This window comes from Bradyrhizobium stylosanthis (genome assembly GCF_001641335.1).
GTDB classification, from domain to species: Bacteria; Pseudomonadota; Alphaproteobacteria; order Rhizobiales; family Xanthobacteraceae; genus Bradyrhizobium; species Bradyrhizobium stylosanthis.
Window position 1 is genome coordinate 206180 of sequence record NZ_LVEM01000002.1, and the last position, 21468, is coordinate 227647.

General features: G+C 65.6%; 16 protein-coding genes, 1 tRNA gene and 1 riboswitch. Of the genes, 10 read left to right on the forward strand and 7 right to left on the reverse strand.

Annotation, left to right across the window (positions count from 1 at the left end):
* The first annotated feature begins 98 nt into the window (after positions 1–98).
* The gene (locus A7X65_RS12870) at positions 99–1817 is read left to right on the forward strand and encodes a heparinase II/III family protein (protein ID WP_063685262.1); all 1719 of its coding nucleotides are present in this window, start codon (positions 99–101) and stop codon (positions 1815–1817) included.
* 59 nt (positions 1818–1876) lie between these two features.
* A riboswitch (ZMP/ZTP riboswitch) is annotated at positions 1877–1958 on the forward strand.
* A 24-nt stretch (positions 1959–1982) separates the two neighbouring features.
* The gene (purH, locus tag A7X65_RS12875) at positions 1983–3575 is read left to right on the forward strand and encodes a bifunctional phosphoribosylaminoimidazolecarboxamide formyltransferase/IMP cyclohydrolase (RefSeq protein ID WP_063685264.1); all 1593 of its coding nucleotides are present in this window, start codon (positions 1983–1985) and stop codon (positions 3573–3575) included.
* A 157-nt stretch (positions 3576–3732) separates the two neighbouring features.
* On the opposite strand, the gene A7X65_RS12880 is transcribed toward purH, so the two are convergent.
* Positions 3733–5118: an MFS transporter gene (locus A7X65_RS12880; RefSeq protein ID WP_063685266.1), complete on the reverse strand. Its 1386-nt coding sequence runs from the start codon at positions 5116–5118 to the stop codon at positions 3733–3735.
* A 103-nt stretch (positions 5119–5221) separates the two neighbouring features.
* Between A7X65_RS12880 and ggt the strand changes: the two genes are divergently transcribed.
* Together ggt and A7X65_RS12890 are read left to right on the forward strand one after the other, a co-directional pair.
* Positions 5222–6970, forward strand: coding sequence for a gamma-glutamyltransferase (gene ggt, locus A7X65_RS12885; protein WP_063685268.1), 1749 nt, complete (start codon positions 5222–5224; stop codon positions 6968–6970).
* Between the two features lie 98 nt (positions 6971–7068).
* Positions 7069–8364, forward strand: coding sequence for an MFS transporter (locus A7X65_RS12890; protein WP_063687644.1), 1296 nt, complete (start codon positions 7069–7071; stop codon positions 8362–8364).
* A 119-nt stretch (positions 8365–8483) separates the two neighbouring features.
* Here the strand turns inward: A7X65_RS12890 and A7X65_RS12895 are convergent, their stop codons facing one another.
* Positions 8484–9149, reverse strand: coding sequence for a glutathione S-transferase family protein (locus A7X65_RS12895; RefSeq protein WP_018645082.1), 666 nt, complete (start codon positions 9147–9149; stop codon positions 8484–8486).
* 151 nt (positions 9150–9300) lie between these two features.
* Between A7X65_RS12895 and A7X65_RS12900 the strand changes: the two genes are divergently transcribed.
* The 4 genes from A7X65_RS12900 to panE all read left to right on the forward strand — a co-directional run bounded on the left by A7X65_RS12900 (position 9301) and on the right by panE (position 13180).
* Complete coding sequence (locus tag A7X65_RS12900; protein ID WP_156527780.1) at positions 9301–9897, forward strand: DUF2239 family protein; 597 nt, start codon at positions 9301–9303, stop codon at positions 9895–9897.
* An 87-nt stretch (positions 9898–9984) separates the two neighbouring features.
* Positions 9985–11334: an MATE family efflux transporter gene (locus A7X65_RS12905; RefSeq protein ID WP_208608609.1), complete on the forward strand. Its 1350-nt coding sequence runs from the start codon at positions 9985–9987 to the stop codon at positions 11332–11334.
* Positions 11335–11437: 103 nt separating this feature from the next.
* On the forward strand, positions 11438–12046 hold the full coding sequence (locus A7X65_RS12910; protein ID WP_186467213.1) for a 2-hydroxychromene-2-carboxylate isomerase: 609 nt from the start codon (positions 11438–11440) through the stop codon (positions 12044–12046).
* 210 nt (positions 12047–12256) lie between these two features.
* Entirely contained in the window at positions 12257–13180 is a 924-nt protein-coding gene (gene panE, locus A7X65_RS12915) for a 2-dehydropantoate 2-reductase (protein ID WP_063685277.1), read from the forward strand.
* Positions 13181–13254: 74 nt separating this feature from the next.
* Here panE and A7X65_RS12920 read toward each other — a convergent pair whose 3' ends face one another.
* The 4 genes from A7X65_RS12920 to A7X65_RS12935 all read right to left on the reverse strand — a co-directional run bounded on the left by A7X65_RS12920 (position 13255) and on the right by A7X65_RS12935 (position 16829).
* Complete coding sequence (locus tag A7X65_RS12920; protein ID WP_063685279.1) at positions 13255–13848, reverse strand: c-type cytochrome; 594 nt, start codon at positions 13846–13848, stop codon at positions 13255–13257.
* A 189-nt stretch (positions 13849–14037) separates the two neighbouring features.
* Entirely contained in the window at positions 14038–15312 is a 1275-nt protein-coding gene (locus A7X65_RS12925) for a PQQ-dependent sugar dehydrogenase (RefSeq protein ID WP_063685281.1), read from the reverse strand.
* 379 nt (positions 15313–15691) lie between these two features.
* Complete coding sequence (locus tag A7X65_RS12930) at positions 15692–16678, reverse strand: NAD-dependent epimerase/dehydratase family protein (RefSeq protein WP_063685283.1); 987 nt, start codon at positions 16676–16678, stop codon at positions 15692–15694.
* 76 nt (positions 16679–16754) lie between these two features.
* Positions 16755–16829, reverse strand: a tRNA-Gly gene (locus A7X65_RS12935).
* 276 nt (positions 16830–17105) lie between these two features.
* Here A7X65_RS12935 and trxA point away from each other — a divergent pair.
* Together trxA and A7X65_RS12945 are read left to right on the forward strand one after the other, a co-directional pair.
* Entirely contained in the window at positions 17106–18029 is a 924-nt protein-coding gene (gene trxA, locus A7X65_RS12940; protein ID WP_063685285.1) for a thioredoxin, read from the forward strand.
* Between the two features lie 105 nt (positions 18030–18134).
* Positions 18135–18812, forward strand: a complete 678-nt coding sequence (locus A7X65_RS12945) for an LON peptidase substrate-binding domain-containing protein (RefSeq protein ID WP_063685287.1) — start codon at positions 18135–18137, stop codon at positions 18810–18812.
* 12 nt (positions 18813–18824) lie between these two features.
* On the opposite strand, the gene A7X65_RS12950 is transcribed toward A7X65_RS12945, so the two are convergent.
* Positions 18825–21326, reverse strand: coding sequence for an EAL domain-containing protein (locus A7X65_RS12950; protein WP_063685289.1), 2502 nt, complete (start codon positions 21324–21326; stop codon positions 18825–18827).
* Positions 21327–21468: the final 142 nt, after the last annotated feature.

Sequence of the window (21468 nt, forward strand, 5' to 3'; positions counted from 1 at the left end):
AGGCGACCGATTTTGGGATTAATAAGGATTCGTCGGAATCCTCCCCTTCAAGGCAAGGCGTGTCGGTCGCTCAACGCAGACGTATCTCGACGCTGGTCATGAACCGCTTCGCGCGGAACGTGCTCGCGCGCGCGAGCGGCGGCTCGGTTGCGCTCTCGCGGGTCTGGCCCGGACGCACCGACCGGCTGATCATCGCGCCGCATGACTTACGCACCGCGGATGCGACGCGCGCCGCCGAGATCTATGCCGGCCGCTTCGTCTTCGCCGGCAAGATCGTCAATTGCCACGGCCGCTCGATCTTCGATCTCGAGCCGCCGTCGGAGGATTGGGAGGTCGCGCTGCTCGGCTTCGGCTGGCTGCGCCATCTGCGCGCCGCCGACACCGCGCTGACGCGGGCCAATGCCCGCGCGCTGGTCGAGGACTGGATTGCCAACCCCGCCAACAAGCGCCGCCCCGTCGCGCGCCGCGCCGACGTGCTGGCGCGACGCGTGATCTCGCTGCTGTCGCAGGCGCCGCTGGTGCTCAACGACACCGACAACAAGTTCTACCGCCGTTACTTGCGCGCGCTCGCCCGCGAGATACGCTTTCTGCGCTACACCATGGTCGACATTCCGGACGGCGTGCCGAAGCTGCAGGTGCTGATCGCGCTGTGCTATTCCGCGCTGTGCCTCGCCAACCAGGCGCGCCACATCCGCAGCGCGTCGAAGAAACTGTCGGACGAATTGCAGCGGCAGATCCTGCCCGACGGCGGCCACATCTCGCGCAATCCGGGCGCGCTGATCGAATTGCTGATCGACTTGCTGCCGCTGCGGCAGACCTTTGCCGCGCGCAACATCGCGCCGCCGCCTGCGCTGCTCAATGCCATCGACCGCATGATGCCGATGCTGCGCTTCTTCCGCCATGGCGACGGCAATTTCGCGCTGTTCAACGGCATGAGCGCGACGCCCTCCGACCTGCTCGCCACGCTGCTCGCCTACGACGACACTCACGGCGCGCCGATGGCGAACATGCCGCATACCGGCTTCCAGCGCCTCGATGCCGGCCAGACCACGCTGATCATCGACACCGGCCCGCCGCCGCCAGCCGGCGTCAGCCACGACGCCCATGCCGGCTGCCTGTCGTTCGAACTGTCCTCCGGCATCAGCCGCATCGTCACCAATTGCGGCATGCCGACCACGGGCCGCGACAATTGGCGGCCGTTCGCGCGCGGCACCGTTGCGCATTCGACGCTGACCTATCACGAGACGTCCTCGTGCCAGTTCGTCGAGATGTCGGCGATGAAGCGGCTGCTGCACGGTGCGCCCGTCACCAGCGGGCCGGTGGAGGTCGAGAGCTATCGCGAGGTCGTGCAGAACGGCACGCTGCTGACGACGTCGCATGACGGCTATCTCTCCAAGTTCGGCGCGATCCACCGCCGTGTGCTGATGATCGCCAATGACGGCGCGCGCATCGACGGCGAGGATACGCTGTCGCCGCCGCAGGGCGGACGCTTCAAGGGCGCGGATGCCGATTTCGCGCTGCGCTTCCATCTGCATCCGGCGGTGAAGGCGAGCCGGCTGTCGGACGCCCGCGGCGTCATGCTGGTGCTGCCGAACCGCGATGTCTGGACCTTCGAGGCCCTCGACGACAAGGTGGACCTCGAGGACAGCGTGTTCCTCGCCGGCAATGACGGCCCGCGCCGCACCGCGCAGATCGTGATCCGGCAGGACGCGCGGCAGGCGCCCTCGATCCGCTGGAGTTTTGTCCGCTCCACGGCCTCGCCGGCGGTCACCAATGCGCGCCGCAACGCCCGCCGGGAGCCGGAACTTCCGCTCTAAACAGGCGCGATCCGGACCTATCTACCCGTTGAGACGAGCGCCAAAAGCTGCTATCGAGCGCTCGTTCGCGCGACTGGCGACCTTGGATGGAGCACCATCGGGAAGCGCGGGCCATATCCGCCGCGCGCCTGGGCATAGACACTCCCTGAACAGAGGATCTTGCTCATGACTGACCATCCCCGCCGCGTCACCCGCGCCCTTCTCTCCGTTTCCGACAAGACCGGCCTCATCGAGTTCGCGAAAGCGCTTGCCGCGCACGACGTCGAGCTGGTCTCGACCGGCGGCACCGCGAAAGCGATCGCCGCGGCCGGCCTCAAGGTGAAGGACGTCTCCGACCTCACCGGCTTCCCCGAGATGATGGACGGGCGCGTCAAGACGCTGCATCCGAAGGTGCATGGCGGCCTGCTCGCGATCCGCGACAACAAGGAGCACGCGGAGGCAATGAAGGCGCACGGCATCGCGCCGATCGACCTGCTTGTCGTCAATCTCTATCCGTTCGAGGCGACCGTCGACAAAGGCGCGGGCTTCGAGGATTGCATCGAGAACATCGACATCGGCGGTCCCGCGATGATCCGCGCCGCCGCCAAGAACCATGACGACGTCGCCGTCGTGGTCGAGGCCGACGACTACAAGGCCGTGCTCGACGAGCTCGCCGCCAACAAGGGTGCGACCACGCTGAAGCTGCGCCGCAGGCTTGCGGCAAAGGCCTATGCGCGCACCGCGGCCTATGACGCCGCGATCTCGAACTGGTTCAACCGGCAGCTCGAGATCGACGCGCCCGACTTCCGCGCCTTCGGCGGCAAGCTGATCCAGTCGCTGCGCTACGGCGAGAACCCGCACCAGACCGCAGCCTTCTATGCGACGCCCGACAAGCGCCCCGGCGTCTCCACCGCGCGCCAGCTCCAGGGCAAGGAGCTCTCCTACAACAACATCAACGACACCGATGCGGCCTATGAGTGCATCGGCGAGTTCGACGCCAAGCGCACCGCGGCCTGCGTGATCGTCAAGCATGCCAACCCCTGCGGCGTCGCGGAAGGCACGAGCCTCGTCGACGCCTACCGCAAGGCGCTGGCCTGCGATTCCACCTCGGCGTTCGGCGGCATCATCGCGATGAACCGCGCGCTCGATGCTGATACCGCGCGCGAGATCACCAAGATCTTCACCGAGGTGATCATCGCGCCCGACGCCAGCGAGGAGGCGATCGCCATCATCGGCGGGAAGAAGAACCTGCGTCTGCTGCTCGCCGGCAGCCTGCCCGATCCGCGCGCGCCCGGCCTCACCGCCAAGACGGTGGCGGGCGGCCTGCTCGTGCAGAGCCGCGACAACGCCGTGGTCGACGACATGACCTTCAAGGTCATGACCAAGCGTGCGCCGACCGACGCCGAAATGCGCGACTTGAAATTCGCGTTCCGGGTCGCCAAGCACGTCAAGTCCAACACCATCATCTACGCCAAGGATCTTGCCACCGTCGGCATCGGCGCAGGCCAGATGAGCCGCGTGGATTCAGCCCGCATCGCGGCACGGAAGGCGCAGGATGCCGCGAACGAGCTGAAGCTCGCCGAGCCGCTCACCAAGGGTTCGGTCGTGGCGTCGGACGCCTTCTTCCCCTTCGCCGACGGCATGCTCGCCTGCATCGAAGCCGGCGCCACCGCCGTGGTGCAGCCCGGCGGCTCCATGCGCGACGACGAGGTGATCAAGGCCGCCGACGAGCACGGCATCGCCATGGTGTTCACGGGCACGCGGCACTTCCGGCACTAGGCGCCAACTCTCCACGGGTCGTCCCGGCGAAGGCCGGGACCCATATCGCGTGATGTATCGATGGCGCGCGGTCTTCGTACCGCGGAACGACCAGCCTTCGCCAAACCACGCTTCGGGGTTATGGGTCCCGGCCTTCGCCGGGACGACGATAGAATTGTTAATCCCTCACCCGCATCAACAGCCCCAGCCCGGCGACGAAGAACACCACCAGCACGGCCATGCCGGCCTTCTGGCTCGCCGTGGTCGCCGTGAGTACGCCGATCAGCAGCGGGCCGATGAAGGACGTCACCTTCCCGGTCAGTGCGAACAAGCCAAAATACTGCGCGATACGATCCTTCGGCGCGAGGCGGATCAGCAGCGTGCGTGAGGCGGCCTGCAATGGTCCACCGGCGGCACCGATGAGACAGCCCAGCACGAGATAGGCGCGCTCGGCCGCGCTCGAGAATAGCGGAGCGCCCGGCAGCGGCGGCGCCACCTTGACGAACAGCACGCTGTCCTTGTCGACCAGCAGGATCGCCGCCACGGCGAGCAGCAGGACCAGCAGGCTGCCGGCGATGACGCGCTTCGGCCCGAGACGGTCGTCCAGCTTGCCGCCGAGCCATGCGCCGAAGGTGCCGGCGATCGCGAGCATGATGCCGAAGGTGCCGATCTGGATCGTGTGCCAGCCGAAGGTGCCGGCCGCATAGATGCCGCCGAACGCGAACAGCGACACCAGGCCGTCGGTGTAGATCATGTTGGCGAGCAGGAACGCCGCGAGCGATTTCTGCTGCGGCAGGCTTCTGATCGATTGCTTGAGCTCCAGCAGGCCTTCGCGCAGCGCCTCGCGCACCGGGCGCTTCGCCGGATAGTCGGGCGTGAACAGGAACATCGGCGTCACGAAGACGATGAACCACAGCCCGGTCAGCGGACCCGCGGCGCGGTCGCCCTGATGCGTGGCGGGATCAAGCCCGAACAGCGGCGTGAAGCCGAGCAGCGTGCGTCCGGTCTCGGGATTGGCGGCGAGGAAGCCGAGCACGATGATCAGGCTGACGATGCCGCCGATGTAGCCCGTGGCCCAGCCGGTGCCGGAGAGCCGGCCGATCCGCTCCGGCGGCACCAGGGTCGGCATCATCGCGTTGTTGAACACGGTGGCGAATTCCGCACCGACGCTGGCGAGCGCGACCGCCGTGAGCAGCGGCGGGATCACTGAGGGATCGCCGGGCTTGCCGATCCACAGCGCGCAGGAGGCCAGCACCAGCAGGGTGCCGAACCCCGCGATCCAGGGCTTCCTGCGGCCGGACGCATCCGCGATGGCGCCGAGCACCGGCGACAGCAGCGCGATGGCGAGGCCCGCAGCCGCCATGGCAAAGCCCCACAGCGATTGGCCCGCGGCCGGATTCGGCGCGATGCTGGTGGCGAAATAGGGCGCGAACACAAAGGTCGTGATCAACGTGAAATAGGGCTGTGCGGCCCAGTCGAAGAAGATCCAGCTGACGACAGCCGCGCGCGGCGGATAGGTCCGCTGCGCCCCGGCGATGCGCGCATCGTGGGCGATCGTCGTCATTCCGAAGTCCTCATCACGAACAGTTTTGTCTCTCTTGGCGCAGACGGTATAGCATTAAGGAGAGGCGTGTGAACTGGCCCGCGGCCACGGCGGAATCTTGATAATGTCGTCAAACTGGACCCGGCGGACTTTTTTTGCGTTCCTCGCCACTCTGGCGTTTGAACTTGCGCCCGCAACCGCACAGGATGCGCGGCGGGCCTACATGCCGCCGCCGCTGGATTCGGTGCGCGCCGTTGCCGCCGAGCACGGCATGGTGGTGGCGCAGGAGAAGATCTCCGCGCAGGTCGGCGCCGACATCCTGCGGCGTGGCGGCAATGCGGTCGATGCCGCGGTCGCAACCGGGTTCGCCATGGCGGTGACCTATCCGCGCGCCGGCAATATCGGCGGCGGCGGCTTCATGGTGATCCATTCCGCCGAACGCAACGAAGACATCGCGATCGACTATCGCGAGACCGCGCCGTCCGCGACCACGCCGCAGATCTTCCTCGGTCCCGATGGCAAGCCCGATGCCGCGAAGTCGCGCGATTCCGCGCTCGGCGTCGGCGTGCCCGGCACCGTCGCCGGCCTGGCGCTGGCCTTGGAGAAATACGGCTCGGGCCGGTTCACGCTGGCGCAACTGCTTGAGCCTGCGATCGCACTCGCCCGCGACGGCTTCGTCGTCAGCGACGACATCGCCGACAGCCTGCCGGGCTGGCACCGGCGCCTCGCACGCTGGCCGTCCTCGGCGAGGATCTTTTCGAGGCCTGACGGCAGCTCGCTCGGCGAAGGCGATCGGCTGGTGCAGAGCGACCTTGCCGAGACGCTGTCGGCCGTCGCCGCACAGGGCGCGCGCGGCTTCTACGAGGGCCCGGTCGCGGACAAGCTCGCCAAGGCGCTGTCGGATGCCGGCGGCATCATGACGACGGACGACCTGAAGACCTATCAGCCGGTGATCCGCACGCCGGTGCGCGGCACCTATCGCGGCTACGACATCGTCTCGATGCCGCTGCCGTCCTCCGGCGGCGTGGTGCTGGTGGAAACGCTCAACATCCTCGAGGGCTTCCAGCTCGCCGACCTGAAGCAGGGAACGCCCGCATCGCTGCATCTCCTCGTCGAGACCATGAAGCGCGCCTATGCAGATCGCGCGCGCTATCTCGGTGATCCCGCTTTCGTCAAGGCGCCGATCGAGACGCTCACGTCGAAGGACTACGCCGCAAAGCTGCGCGCGGGCATCGCCATCGATCGCGCCACGCCATCGCGGCAGCTCGTGTCCGCCGTCGACGCGCCGCGCGAGGGCAGCAACACGACGCATTTCTCCGTCGTCGACAGCCGCGGCAATGCGGTCAGCAACACCTATACGCTGAACTTCAGCTACGGCGTCGGCCTCGTCGCCGAAGGCACCGGCGTGCTGCTCAACAACGAGCTCGACGATTTCACCGCAGCGGTCGGTGCCTCCAACGCCTACGGCCTCGTCGGCTTCGAGCCCAACCTGCCCGGCCCGGGCAAGCGGCCGCTCTCGTCGATGTCGCCCACCATCGTGCTGAAGGACGGCAAGCCGGTGCTGGTCACCGGTTCGCCCGGCGGCAGCCGTATCATCTCCACCGTGCTTCAGGTGATCGTCAACGTCCTCGACTACAGGATGGACGTCGCCGCCGCCGTGGCCGCGCCGCGGCTGCACCATCAATGGATGCCGGACGAGGTGCGCGTCGAGCGCGGCTTCTCCGGCGACGTCCTGTCCGAGCTGAAGGCCATGGACCACGTCATCGTCGAGCCGATGGGACAGACCTCCGCCAATTCGATCCTCGTGACGGCGAACGGTCCCCTCGGCGCGCCCGATCCGCGCACGCGCGGCGCGGAGGCTGCGGGGCAGTAGCCCCGTCTGTGCATGGCACGACAGCGCCGGCCTGCTTGCGCCGGCCGGCGCCCATGCTACCACCGCGCGGCTTTGAAGAAATTGCCGAGGAAATGCACATGACCACAGCCGATCCGAACCAGCGCATCGAACGCGCCGAGATCGAGGACACCAGCCTTCTCGCCTTCTATCGCGACATGAACGCGCCGGAGCGGCGGACGTTCTGGGCCTGCGCCGCAGGCTGGGCGCTCGACGGCATGGACTTCATGATCTACCCGCTGGTGATCGGCACCATCATCGCGCTGTGGAAGGTCGATGCCGCCTCGGCAGGTCTTGCGGGCACCGTGACGCTGCTGGCCTCCGCCATCGGCGGCTGGCTCGGCGGCTACCTCTCCGACCATATCGGCCGGGTCAGGACGCTGCAGATCACCATCATCTGGTTCTCGTTCTTCTCGCTGGTCTGTGCCGTCGTACAGAATTTCGACCAGCTCCTGATCGCGCGCGCCGTGCTCGGCCTCGGCTTCGGCGGCGAATGGGCCGCCGGTGCCGTGCTGATGGGCGAGGCGATCCGGCCGCAATATCGCGGCCGCGCGGTCGGCTCGGTGCAGTCGGGCTGGGCGGTCGGCTGGGGCCTCGCGGTGCTGTCGCAGGCGATCCTGTTCTCGCTGCTGCCGCCGGAAATCGCATGGCGCTGGATGTTCGTGATCGGCGCGCTGCCGGCGCTGCTGGTGTTCTACATCCGCCGCTCCGTCACCGAGCCCGAGGTCGCGGCCGAAGCCCGAGCCAAACAGGCCGCAAGCGGCGATCGTCCGGCGCTCTGGGAAATCTTCTCCGGCCCGATCCTGAAGACCACCGTGCTGGCGTCGCTGATGGCGACAGGCTGCCAGGGCGGCTACTACGCCATCACGTTCTGGGTGCCGCAATTCCTCACCAAGGAACGCCACCTGTCGATCGTCGGCTCGACCGGCTATCTGTCGACGCTGATCATCGGCTCCTTCATCGGCTATCTCGTCGGTGCCTGGCTCGCCGACCGGATCGGGCGGCGCAATTTGTTCCTGATCTTCTCGATCGGCGCCATGGCGGTGGTGCTGCTGTACACGCAGCTTCCGCTCACCAACGAGATCCTGTGGGTGCTTGGATTCCCGCTCGGCTTCTTCGCTTCGGGCTATTTCTCAGGGATCGGCGCGTTCCTGACCGAACTCTATCCCACGCGGCTGCGCGGTTCGGGCCAGGGCTTCTGCTACAATTTCGGCCGCGGCATCGGCGCGCTGTTTCCGTTCCTCGTCGGCGCGCTATCGGCGTCGACATCGCTCGCCAACGCGATCGCGATTTTTGCGGTCGTGGCCTACGTGGTGTTCTTCATCGCCGCGTTCGCGCTGCCGGAGACGCGCGGCCGCGTGTTGCACGCGGACTGATCGCTATCGTCATCCCGGGGCGGCTCGAAGAGCCGAACTATGGTGCGCAATTGCGCACCTGAGGATCTCGAGATTCCGGGCTCACGCTTCGCGTGCCCCGGAATGACGGGAAGAAGTAACTACCGCCCGACCTGATACGGCCCGCCCTTCTCCAGCGCGCGCGCATAGGCCGGCCGCGCATGGATGCGCTCCAGGAACGCCATCGCCCTGGGATGGCCCTGCTCCAGTCCGCCGCGCGCCTGTGCTGCTTCCAGCGGGAAGCTCATCTGGATGTCGGCGGCGGTGAACTCGTTGCCGGCGAACCACTCGCTCTTCGCAAGCTCGCCTTCCCAATAGTCCATGTGCTGCTTGAGCTGCGGATTGACCAGTGCGGTCAGCGCCTGATTGCAGACCTTGCGCACCAGGGGACGCAGCAGCGCCGGCGCGCGCTTCGGCATCAGCGTGAACAGCAGCTTCAGCAGCAGCGGCTGCATCGCCGAGCCTTCGGCATAATGCAGCCAGTAGGTGAAGCGCAGCCGCTCCGGCGTGTTCGGCGGCGGAATCAGCCGGCCGTTGCCGTAGGTGGCGATGAGATATTCGATGATCGCGCCTGACTCGGCGATGGTGTTGCCGTTGTCGGTGATGACGGGCGACTTGCCGAGCGGGTGGATCGCGCGCAGCTCCTTCGGCGCACGCATGTCGGGCTGACGCTGATACCGCACGATCTCGTAGGGCACGCCCAACTCTTCGAGCAGCCACAGCACGCGCTGCGAGCGGGAGTTGTTGAGGTGGTGAACGGTCAGCATCGTGGATCCCCGGGGCTAGGCATAGTCGATCGGCCGCGCCGTTCGTGCCAGCCCGGGAACACAATGTCGAGCGGGCGGTAAGGATATTTTCACCCGGATATATTGACGCGTGGAATTTACCCGGGTATTAAATGGCCCAACATCACGAAATATGGCAATGATTCCAATGCAGAAGATTTTCACCGCCTTCCAGGGCCAGCGGCGCCTGGTGTCCGGGCCGGCAGGCGAGGTCGCGCTGGTCGTCAAGCGGGTGGCGTCACGGCCGGACGAGCCCATCATCATCTTCGAGGACGCCACGGGCCGGTCGATCGATTTCGATCTGCGCGGCGGAGACCGCGAGGTGCTGGCGCGCCTGGCGAAGCTTCTCCCGCCCCCGGTCGAGGAGGCCGCATCGCCGAGCGAACCGCGCGGCCGCGGCCGGCCGAAACTCGGCGTGGTCGCGCGCGAGGTGACGCTGCTGCCGCGGCATTGGGAGTGGCTCGGCGCGCAGCCGGGCGGCGCCTCGGTCGCCTTGCGAAAGCTCGTCGACGAGGCACGGCGCGCGAGCGGCGACAAGGACCGCGAGCGGCAGGCGCGCGATGCGGCCTATCACTTCATGTCGACCATGGCCGGCAATCTGCCGCAGTTCGAGGAGGCCTCGCGCGCGCTGTTCGCCGATGACCGGCGCCGCTTCACCGGACTGATCGCCGACTGGCCCGCCGATATCCGCGACCACATCGTCAAGCTCGCCTACAGCGACCGCGCCTAAGGGCGCGCTCTCTTCTTCAACCCCATCGACGGCCGAGCCGCGCATTGCGCGGCAACGGCTTCGCACGCCCTGATGAAAGGCCAATCCATGTCCGCTCCAAAACCGCTCTGGACGACGTTCCTCCGCTTCCTGGCACCGTTGATGCTGAGCAATGCGCTGCAATCGCTGTTCGGCACCGTCAGCAATGTCTATCTCGGCCAGATGATCGGCGTCGACGCCCTCGCCGCGGTGTCGGCGTTCTTCCCGGTGATGTTCTTCCTGTTCGCCTTCGTCATGGGCCTGAGCACCGGCGCGACCGTGCTGATCGGCCAGGCGTTTGGCGCGGGCGAGCACGGCAAGATCAAGAGCGTAGTGGGGACCACGCTCGCAATCGGTCTCCTGCTGTCGGTCTCGGTCGCGCTGGCCGGCGGAATCTTCAGCCGGCAATTGATGTCGGCGCTCGCGACACCCACTGACATCCTCGACCAGGCCGGCGCCTATGCGCGCATCATGCTGCTCACGATGCCGCTCGGCTTCGTCTTCCTGCTGATGACCGCGATGATCCGCGGCGTCGGCGACGCGCTCACGCCGCTGCTGGCGCTTGCGTTCTCGACGGCGATCGGCCTGATCCTGACGCCGATATTGATCCGCGGCCTGTTCGGATTGCCGCCCGCCGGCATCACCAGCCCGGCATGGGCGGCAGCCATCGCCAACGTACTGACGCTGATGGCGCTGGCCGCTTATCTCAAGCGGAAGAAGCATGCGCTGGCGCCGGACGCCGCCTTGCTGCGCCATCTCAGGCTCGATCGCGAGATGCTCGCAAAGATCCTCGGCATCGGATTGCCGAGCGCGATCGGCATGGTGGTGATGGCGATCGCCGAGCTGGTGCTGCTCGGCCTCGTCAACGGCTTCGGCTCGAACGCCACCGCGGCCTATGGCGCCGTCAACCAGGTGATGGGTTATACGCAGTTCACGGCGATGTCGATTTCGATCGCGGTCTCGATCCTCGGTGCGCAGGCGATCGGCGGCGGCGACAGGGCGCGGCTCGACGCCATCGTGCGCACCGGTCTTGCGTTCAACATCGTCCTGACCGGCGGGCTTGTCGCGCTGATCTACCTTGCGCCGCGCGCCGTGCTCGGCATCTTCATCACCGACGGCGCCGTGCTCGATCTGGCGAAGCGATTGCTCGATATCGCCCTGTGGAGCTCGGTGCCGTTCGGTCTCGCCACCGTGTTCTCAGGTGCGATGCGTGCCGCCGGCGTCGCCTTCACGCCGATGCTGCTGTCGATCTTCGCAATCGTCGCGATCGAACTGCCGGCCGCGATCATCCTCAGCCGCACCATCGGGCTCGAGGGCGTGTGGGCCGCCTATCCGATCGTGTTCTGCGCCATGTTCGTTTTGCAGATGGGGTATTACCTGCTGGTGTGGCGCAGGCGGGCGATCCGGCGTCTGGTCTGACCGTCAAAGTATTATGACCATCATTAAACAATGGACCTGTGGCGCAGCCTGCGCCACAATGGAGCAAAGGTCAGCTTAGAAAGCCAGATCAGGGAGAATGAATTTGACCCGCACAGCCCCGCAATTCCTGTTCGATTTCGGCAGCCCGAACGCCTATCTCAGCCATCTGGCGATCCCGGCGATCGAACAGCGGATCGGCGTCAAGTTCGAATACGTGCCGATCCTGCTCGGCGGCATCTTCAAATCGACCAACAACAAGTCGCCAGCCGAGACGCTCGCCGGCATCAAGAACAAGCGTGAATTCCAGCAGGTCGAGACCGAGCGCTTCATCAAGCGCTTCAAGGTCCAGCCCTATGTCTTCAATCCGAATTTCCCGGTCAACACGCTGAACCTGATGCGCACCGCGATCGCGGCACAGCGCGAAGGCGTGTTCGAAAAATACGTCGAGGCCGCCTTCCACCACATGTGGCGCGAGCCGAAAAAGATGGACGATCCCGAGATTGCGGCGAAGGCGCTGGCGTCGTCCGGGCTCGATGCGCAGAAGCTGTTCGCCCGCGCGCAGGAGCCGGAGGTGAAGGCCGCACTGATCAAGAACACCGAGGAGGCGGTCGCCCGCGGCGCGTTCGGCTCGCCGACCTTCTTCGTCGGCAACGAGATGTTCTTTGGCAAGGAGCAGCTGCGCGAGGTCGAGGAGATGGTGCTGGAGAAGTGATCCCGCATCTCCCTGAAAGCGAGTAGTCTCGTCCTGGCCTAGTGCGCACTTGCGCACGGGAGCCAGGACCCATAGCCACCGCGGGCTGTTGGTAGGCGAGCTGGTGCTCTAACTTGTCCGGCAACGGGCATTCGGGGTAATGGGTCCTGGCTCCCGTGCGCAAGTGCGCACCAGGCCAGGACGACGGTAAGAAACAACAAGGACATCCCCATGCGTATCCTCGTGGTCGGCGCCGGCGCCATCGGCGGCTATTTTGGTGGCAGGCTGTTGCAGGCCGGCCGCGACGTTACCTTCCTGGTCCGCCCCAAGCGCGCCGGCGAGCTGGCGAGCGCCGGTCTCGTCATCAAGAGCCCGAACGGCGACGTGACCTTGAAAAATCCGCCGACCGTTCAGGCCGACGCGCTCAAGGACAAATTCGACGTCGTGCTGCTGAGCTGCAAGGCGTTCGACCTCGACGACGCCATCAAGTCATTCGCACCCGCGGTCGGGCCGAACACGGCGATCATCCCGATGCTCAACGGCATGAAGCATCTCGACATCCTCGATGCCAAGTTCGGCAAGGACCGCGTGCTCGGCGGCCTCTGCGCCATCGCCGCGACGCTGAACGAGAAGCGCGAGGTGGTGCAGCTCCAGCCGATGCAGTCGCTCAATTACGGCGAACGCGACGGCAAGCTTTCGGATCGCGTCAAGGCGATCGACGAGGCCTTCAAGAGCGGCATCAATGGCGCCACCGCCAGCCAGAACATCATGCAGGACATGTGGGAGAAGTGGGTGTTCCTGTCCTCGCTCGCCGCAAGCACCAGCCTGATGCGCACCTCCGTCGGCAACATCCTCGCCGCGCCCGGTGGCCGGGACTTCCTGCTCGGCATGCTCGATGAGACCAGCTCCATTGCAACCGCCTCCGGCTATCCGCCGGGCGGGCCGTTCTTCGAGCGGGTGAAGGGCAACATCACCGCCGAGGGCTCGCCGATGACCGCCTCGATGTTCCGCGACATCAAGGCCGGCCTGCCGGTCGAAGCCGATCACGTCATCGGCGACCTCATCGCCCGCGCCGATGCCGCCAAGGTGCCGGTGCCGAAGCTGCGCATCGCCTACACGCATCTGAAGGCGTATGAGAAGCAGCGGGCGGGGTAGGTAGTCCACCAAACACTCGATGTCGTCCCGGCCTTCGCCGGGACGACAGTGGAGTTTGCGGCCACAGCCGCGCGCTACTTGAAATACGCCAGATAGTGCGAGACCGCCGTGATCTCCTCGTCGCTCATGTGATAGGCGACGTCGGCCATCGCGGCGACGCCGCCGCCGACGCGGACGCCGGCCTTGTAGTCGCGCAGCGCCTTGACGAGATATTCCTCACGCTGGCCGGCGAGCCGCGCCACCGCCTTGGTGCCGGCGAAGCTGTCGGTGTGGCATGAGGCGCAGCGGCGGCCGACGGCAACCTGCGCACCCTTCTTCGACAGATCCGGATCGCTGTCTTCCGCTGCCTTCGGCGGCGTCATCTGCGAGAAATAGGCGCCGAAATTGCGGATGTCCTCGTTGGTGATCTCTTCCACGATCGGCTGCATCTGGTCGTTCTTGCGCGAGCCGGCGCGGAAGAACACGAGCTGCCACTGGATGAACTGATCGGGCTGGCCGGCCAGCGAGGGAATGTTCTCCGTCTGCGAAATGCCGTTCTCGCCGTGACAGCCGGAGCAGACGGCCGCCTTCTCCTTGATCGCAGCGTTGTCGGCGGCATTTGCGGGCACGAATGCGAGCACCGCGAGCGAGAGTGCGCCGATGGCATACGAAGAAAACTGTCGGCGCATGGTGAGGATTCCGATCTGTCGAACGCGTCATTCCGGAGCGTGCACAGCACGACACCCGAGTCCATAACCGCGAGCCGGGGTCATGGGTTCCGGACTTGCGCTGGCGCGCAATCCGGAAGCGACAGCGAGGGCGTTGAAATGAAAGAGGCTGCGGCCGTCGCGCGGTCGCAGCCTCCGTTTCGTCTTACGCTACTTCTTGCTGTAGCTGATGCGGTAGATCGCGCCGGCCCAGTCGTCGGCAACGAGGATCGATCCATCCTTGGCGAGGATGATGTCGTTGGGACGGCCGAGATAGCCCTGGTCGCCTTCGAGCCAGCCGGAGGCGAACACCTCCTGCTTGGCGTTCTTGCCGTCGGGCCCGACGATCACGCGCATGATGCGGGCGCCCTGGTACTTGTGCCTGTTCCAGGAGCCATGCTCGGCGATCAGGATGTTGTTCTTGTACTCGGCGGGGAATTGGTCGCCGGTGTAGAACTTCATGCCGAGCGGAGCGACGTGTGCGCCGAGGTTCAGCACGGGCGGCGTGAACTCGGAGCATTTGTGGCCCATCGCGAACTTGTCGTCGGGCAGGTTGCCCTGGTGACAATAGGGATAGCCGAAGTGCTCGCCGATCTTGTTGATCATGTTCAGCTTGTCGCTGGGCAGATCATCGCTGATCCAGTCGCGGGCATTCTCGGTGAACCAGAACTTGCCGGTCCGCGGGTCGACGTCGCCGCCGACCGAATTGCGGACGCCGAGCGCCCAGATTTCGGCGTTGCCGGTCTTGGGATCGACACGACGGATCTGCGACACGCTGGTCGGGGGGATGCCGACATTGAAGGGCGGGCCGAACGGCAGGAAGAACCAGCCGTCCTTGTCGACCGCAATGTACTTCCATCCATGCGCAGCATAGGACGGCATGTCGTCATAGACGACCTTGCCCTCGCCGGGATTGTCGAGCTTGTTCTCGATGTCGTCGTAGCGGATCAGCTTGTCGACCGCGATGACATAGAGCGCACCATCCTTGACGGCGAGACCCGTGGGCATGTTCAGCCCCTTGAGGATGGTCTTGACCTCCTTCTTACCGTTGTTGTCCTTGATGGCATAGACGTTGCCGAGGCCGAACGAGCCGACGAACAGCGTGCCCTTGCTGCCCCAGGCCATCTGCCGCGCGGCGAGAACGCCGGGCGCATAGACCTCGATCTTGAAGCCTGGCGGCAGCTTGATCTTCTTCATCATCGTCGCCAGCTCGGCCTCCGACGCGCCGGTCGGCGGACCCGAGGGCGGCGCGAGGCCCTTCTGCGCCTCGGTCTCGTCGCCGAGGAACCAGTCATCCGGCGGATGGGTCCAGAATTCCTTGGTGCCGGATTCGTATTTCTTCAGTGCCCGGTTTTTGTCCTGTTGCTGCGCATTGACAACGCTGGTCCCGGCAAGAAGGGCAACCGCTGCAAGCGCCAACACGGATCGATGGAACATCGATGTCATCGCGTCACTCCCCTAAGGCAGCCGTCAGGGCTGCACGTTCTTTGTTTTGCTGGTTTGAGTAGGCGAAGTTCGGAGTCTGTCGAGAGGCAGACGCAAAAAGGTTAGCACATCTGCGGGCGGTGAGAAGCGAGTCGCGAGCGCTGCGATTGCGCTCAGTAAAAATTGAGACTGATTTGCTTTCGGCGCGCGCCGGCGGCAACAAGGCTCTCGCTGCAGCGCGGAATCAACTTCGCGCGCGGCCAATTTTCACGCAGCGCGAAGGGCATCAAAACAAAACTTCGAAAACAACCCCATGCACAGTAGAGCGGCGCCGGCCGGCTTGCGCCCGGTGACGCCGCGCAGACACTTGATGCATCGGGCAAAATGACGAATGCGGCGCTTACGGGGCGACGGGGTAGGGACCGTCGTCGAACAGCGTATCGTGATAGCCTTTCGCGCCGACCTCGCGCGCCAGCGCGCTGCGGAAATCGCGGCCGTCGCGAAGGCTGCGCAGCACATGGGCAAAGTCGAATTCCGGCCGCCAACCGAGCTCGCGCCGCGCACGCTCGTTGACATAGACGCGGTCGATCTGCGGAAACAGGCGCCAGCCGCGCGCCACATAAAGCGCCTCGCAGTCGGGATGGAGCTCGCGCACGACACCGGCCGCATCAAACGCAAGCGAGGCGAGGTGGCGTTGCTCGAACGGGCTCGTCGCCGAGACGATGTAGCGCCCAAAGCCGATCTTGGGCGCGCGCTCGACCGCCAGCAGATGCGCGCTCACCGCGTCCGCGATGTCCAGCCGGCGATAGAGCAGCTCGTTGGCCTGCGCATTGTCCAGTGCATAGTCCGACCGCATCGCCGGATCGTCATCGTCCTCCGGAAAGAAGCGCGACGTCCGCAACACAACGACCGGAAGGCCGCGCTCGCGGAAGAACAGCTCGCACAGACTCTCCGCCATCAGCTTCGTGGTGCCATAGATGTTCTTCGGCACCGACGTCAGATCTTCGGTGACCCACACCGCGGCCTGCCCGGCTTCGGGGCGAAGCTGCGAGCCGAACGCGCTGGTCGTGCTGGTGAAGACGAAGCTCTTCACGCCGGCGGCCACCGCCGCCTCGAGCAGATTGAGCGTGCCGGTGACGTTGGTGTCGACGAAGTCCTGCTTGGAGTGCGTCGCCACATGCGGCTTGTGCAGCGTCGCTGAGTGGATCAAGGCGGTGACGCCGTCCATCTGCTCCCGCACGAAGCCTGGGTCGACGATCGAGCCGACGGCATCGGTGAAGGGCGAAGGCTTGAGATCGATGCCGCGCGCAGGCGAGCCGCGGCCGCGGAGCGTCCGCAGGGTGGCCTCACCGAGATGGCCGGCGCTGCCCGTAACCAGAATTGTCATCGCAAACCCCATACAGCCGCCACCGGCGCGGAAAACCGCGGCCCGGTCTGGTTTGGCTGGATGCTCTGGGAAAAATTGGAGCGGGCGAAGGGGCTCGAACCCTCGACCCCGACCTTGGCAAGGTCGTGCTCTACCACTGAGCTACACCCGCATCCTGTGTCGGTCGCGTGACGCGCCGGCAACGGCTGTCGTATGCCAAAAGCGGGCGGCGAATGCAACAGCTACCGGAGGGATAGATTCGCTTCTTGAGGCCCTATATTGACCCCGAATGCGACCAAATCGCCCGAAAACGTCCTGGAACCGCCGAATCGGCCGCCCCGGATTGAAATTCGGCCGTCCCGGCCCAATTTTAGGGGCCGACAACACAGCATATGAATCGGCGACGTGCTAAAGAGCCGCCATTCCAGACATCAGACGAGGGGATCCCGTGACGATCATCGACCAGGGTAACGGAGCGGCGGGCCCGGCTGCGGCCGATCTGATCAAGGACACCACCACCCAGGCCTTCGTGAAGGACGTGATCGAGGAATCGAAGCGCCAGCCGGTTCTGATCGACTTCTGGGCGGAGTGGTGCGGCCCCTGCAAGCAGCTCACCCCCGTGCTGGAAAAGGCGGTCAAGGCCGCCAAGGGCAAGGTCAAGCTGGTCAAGATGAACATCGACCAGCACCCGGCGATCCCGGGCCAGATGGGCATCCAGTCGATCCCGGCCGTGATCGCCTTCGTCAACGGCCAGCCGGCCGACGGCTTCATGGGCGCGGTGCCCGAGAGCCAGGTCAATGCCTTCATCGAAAAGCTGACCAAGGGCATGACTGCGCCGGGCGAGCCGAATATCGCCGAGATCCTGCAAGAGGCCGAGGCGGTGCTCGCCGAGGGCGATGCCGCTGCGGCTGCCCAGATCTACGCGGAAGTGCTGCAGTATGATTCGACCAACATCGCGGCCCTTGCAGGGCTCGCGAAGTGCTACGCCGTCTCCGGCGCGATGGAGCAGGCCAAGCAGACGCTGGCGATGGTGCCGGAATCCAAGCGCAACGATCCCGCGGTGAAGGCGGTGCAGACCGCGATCGATCTCGCCGAGCAGGCGCAGCAGCTCGGGCCGGTGGCCGAGCTGGAACAGAAAGTCGCCGCAAACCCGCTCGATCATCAGGCGCGGTTCGACCTTGCCACCGCGCTCAACGCGCAGGGCAACCGTGCCGCTGCCACCGACCAGCTGCTCGAGATCATCAGGCGCGACCGCAAGTGGAACGACGACGGCGCCCGCAAGCAGCTCGTGCAGTTCTTCGAGGCCTGGGGCGGCATGGATGATGCAACGGTCGAGGGACGCAAGCGCCTGTCGACGATCCTGTTTTCGTAGGCGTTTTGTTGCTGGAGCATGATCTTGGCGGAAAACCGCAGCACTCTTTGCGCTAACGCGGCCCTTCGGGTCCGGATCATGCTCTAGCCAGTCAGCGGGGACCAGATGCCGATCAACATCGAATATCGCGGACCCGCCGACCTCCCCGAGATCATTCCGGTGTTTCCGCTGCCGGGCGCGCTGCTGCTGCCGCGCGGCCAGATGCCGCTCAACATCTTCGAGCCGCGCTACCTCGCCATGGTCGACGATTCCTTGCGCGACGGCCATCGCCTGATCGGCATGATCCAGCCCGACGTGGCGCACTCGCCGAAGAATTCCGACAAGCCGGCGCTGTTCCGCGTCGGCTGCGTCGGTCGTATCACCCAGCTCGCCGAATCCGGCGACGGCCGCTACATCCTCGAGCTCACCGGCGTCGCCCGCTTCAAGGTGGTCGAGGAGCTCGAGGTGCTCACCGCCTACCGGCAATGCAAGGTGGATTTCTTCGCCTTCGTCGACGATTTCACCGCGCGCATGGGCGAGGACGAGGTCGATCGCGAGGCGCTGCTGTCGGTGCTCGCGGACTTCCTGAAGGCCAACAATCTCAAGGTGGACTGGGAAGGCGTCGAGAGCGCGCCCAACGAGGCGCTGGTCAACGCACTGGCGATGATGTCGCCTTACGGCCCTGCCGAGAAGCAGGCCATGCTTGAGGCGCCCGACCTGAAGACGCGCGCGGAGATTTTGATCGCGGTCACCGAGATGGACCTCGCCAAGAAGCGCACCAGCGGCGATCCGCCGCTGCAGTGAGGATCCGGCGGCTCACGCCGCGCGGGTGGATGCGCCAAAACCTCGCCGCAGCAGTTTGGCGACGTCGGATGCGGGCATCGGCCGGCTGAAATAATAGCCCTGCGTTTCCCCACAGCCCTCTTCGCGGAGGATGTCGAGCTGCTCCTTCGATTCGACGCCTTCGGCGGTCGTGGTCTTGCCGAGGCTGACTGCGAAACGGACCACGGCTCGCGCGAGATGGCGTGCCTCCAGGCACGCGCAGGACAATTCGTGGACGAAGCTGCGGTCGATCTTGACCTTGTCGAACGGGAATCTCTGCAAGAAGCTCAGCGATGAATAGCCGGTGCCGAAATCGTCGAGGGCAATCCGCACGCCGAGCTCGCGCAGCTGGGCGAGCACCGCAAAGACGGCTTCGCTGTCGTGCATGATCACCGTCTCGGTGACCTCGAGCTCGAGCCTGTGCGGCGCAAGCCCTGAACTCGCCAGCGCGCCGACGATCACCGGAACGAGTTCCTTGCTCCTGAACTGCGCGGGAGACAGGTTGATCGCGATCCTGACATCGGCGGGCCATTTGGCGGCTTCCGCGCAGGCGGTTCGCAGGACCCATTCTCCCAGCGGCACGATCAAGCCGGTCTCTTCCGCGAGCGGAATGAATTCGCCCGGCAGGACCAGGCCGCGCTTGGGGTGATGCCAGCGCAGCAGAGCCTCGAAGCCGCTGGTCTTGCCGGTCGCGGCGTTGACGAAAGGCTGGTAGTGAAGCTCGAACTGACGGCCGGCCAGCGCAGCCCGCATGTCGCGCTCCAAATTGCGCCGCGCATGCATGAGTTCGTCGAGCTCGGGCTCGAAGAAGCGGAATGCACCGCGTCCGCCGCTCTTGGCCGAGTAGAGGGCGAGATCCGCGCATTTCAGGATCACGTCGGAATCGTTGCCGTCGCGCGGCGCGATGGCGATGCCGATGCTGGTGCCCACGGTGACCCGGTGATCGCCGAGATCGAAGGGTTCGCAGAGCGCCTTCCTGATGGCCTCGGCAAGGGCGGCGGCCTCCACGGCCGGGTTGGTCACGTAATCGATCACCGCGAACTCGTCACCACCCAGTCGCGCGATCAACGCGGTTTCCGTGACGCATCCGCGCAAACGCTCGGCGACGGCGCGCAGCAGCGCATCGCCCGACGGATGTCCGAGCGTATCGTTGACTTCCTTGAAGCGATCGAGGTCGAGCATGAGCACGGCCAGATCGAGGCCGCCGTTGCGCGTCACCGCGATCGCATGCTCCATCCGTTCCCTGAGCAGCACGCGATTCGGCAGATCGGTCAGCGCGTCATGCTGCGCCATATGGGTGATCTTGGCCTCGGACCGGCGCTGCTCGGTGACATCGAGATGCGTGGCCACCCATCCGCCGTCGGCCATCGGCTGTCGCGTCACGCAGATCAGCCGGCCGTCCGCAAACTCGTCGATCCTGCTCGAGACCGCGTCGAACGGCAGAGCCGCCAGTCTCGAGATGAACTGCTCGGCGGCGCCCTCGCTGGGATCGCCCTTGAGAATGCCTTCCACGATACGATGCCGGATGATGTCGGCGTGCGACGTTCCCGTCCGCAGCAGCTCCGGCGGCAGCCGATAGAGCCGGGCATAGCGCTCGTTGCAGACGACGAGCCGCTTCTCGGCATCGAACATGCAAAGGCCTTCGACCATGTGATTGATCGCGGTGTCCAGCCGGAGCGTCTGGTCCCGCAGCTCCTGCTGGGAGTCTTCGAGCTGCTGCCGGGCGACCGAAAGCTCGCTGATGATGCCCTCGAACCTTTCGGTTCTGCTTGCCAGACGGCGATCGGCCAGCACGCCGATCAGGCTCATCCCCAGCACGGACAGCGCGACGCCGGCGATGGCCAGCGCGAGGAAGGCCGGAGACAGCGAAATCGTATCCGTCGCGAGGGTCGGATCCGGCACAATCTGCACGGCACCCATGGCGGTGAAGTGATGCGATACGGTGGCGAGCGTGAGCAGGACTGCCGCCGCCAGCATGCCCCGATAATCCTGCCGGGTGAGGGCAACCGCCAGCGCCGCGTAGCCGAGACACATGCCGAGAACGATCGAGACGATGACGAGGTCCAATGACCAGGTGACCCGGCCAGGCACTTCGAGGGCCCACATCCCCAGATAGTGCATGCTGGCGATGCCGCCGCCGATGATGACGCCGCCGGCCACCGCGCCCCACCGGGGAGGCATGCCGACCGCGACACCGAAACCGACCGAGGTCAGGAGCATGGCTGCCGCAAGCGAGAACGCGGTCAGCACAAGGCCATAGCCGGTCGTGACACCGGGCTCATAGGCGAGCATCGCGACGAAATGCGTCGCCCAGATTCCGTATCCGATGGCCGCGCCGGCGATCGCGATCCAGATCCACCGCGTTCTCGCCCGCGTCGCAATCGCACGGTGAAAGATACTGGCCGCGACGATGCTTGCGGCGAAGCAGACCAGACCTGCGAGCACAACCAGCCGCCAATCGTGCTCGGCCGTAAGACAGGAGAAAACGCGGAACATGCAATATAGCTCCATCGCCAATGGTGCCGATGGTGGATGCGCTAAACGTTGATCGCGTTAATTTTGTGCAACGCCCGATTGCATACTTACCAGGCCGTTAACGACTCCAGCTTAATACAATTTGCCGGCATGCGCGGAAGAC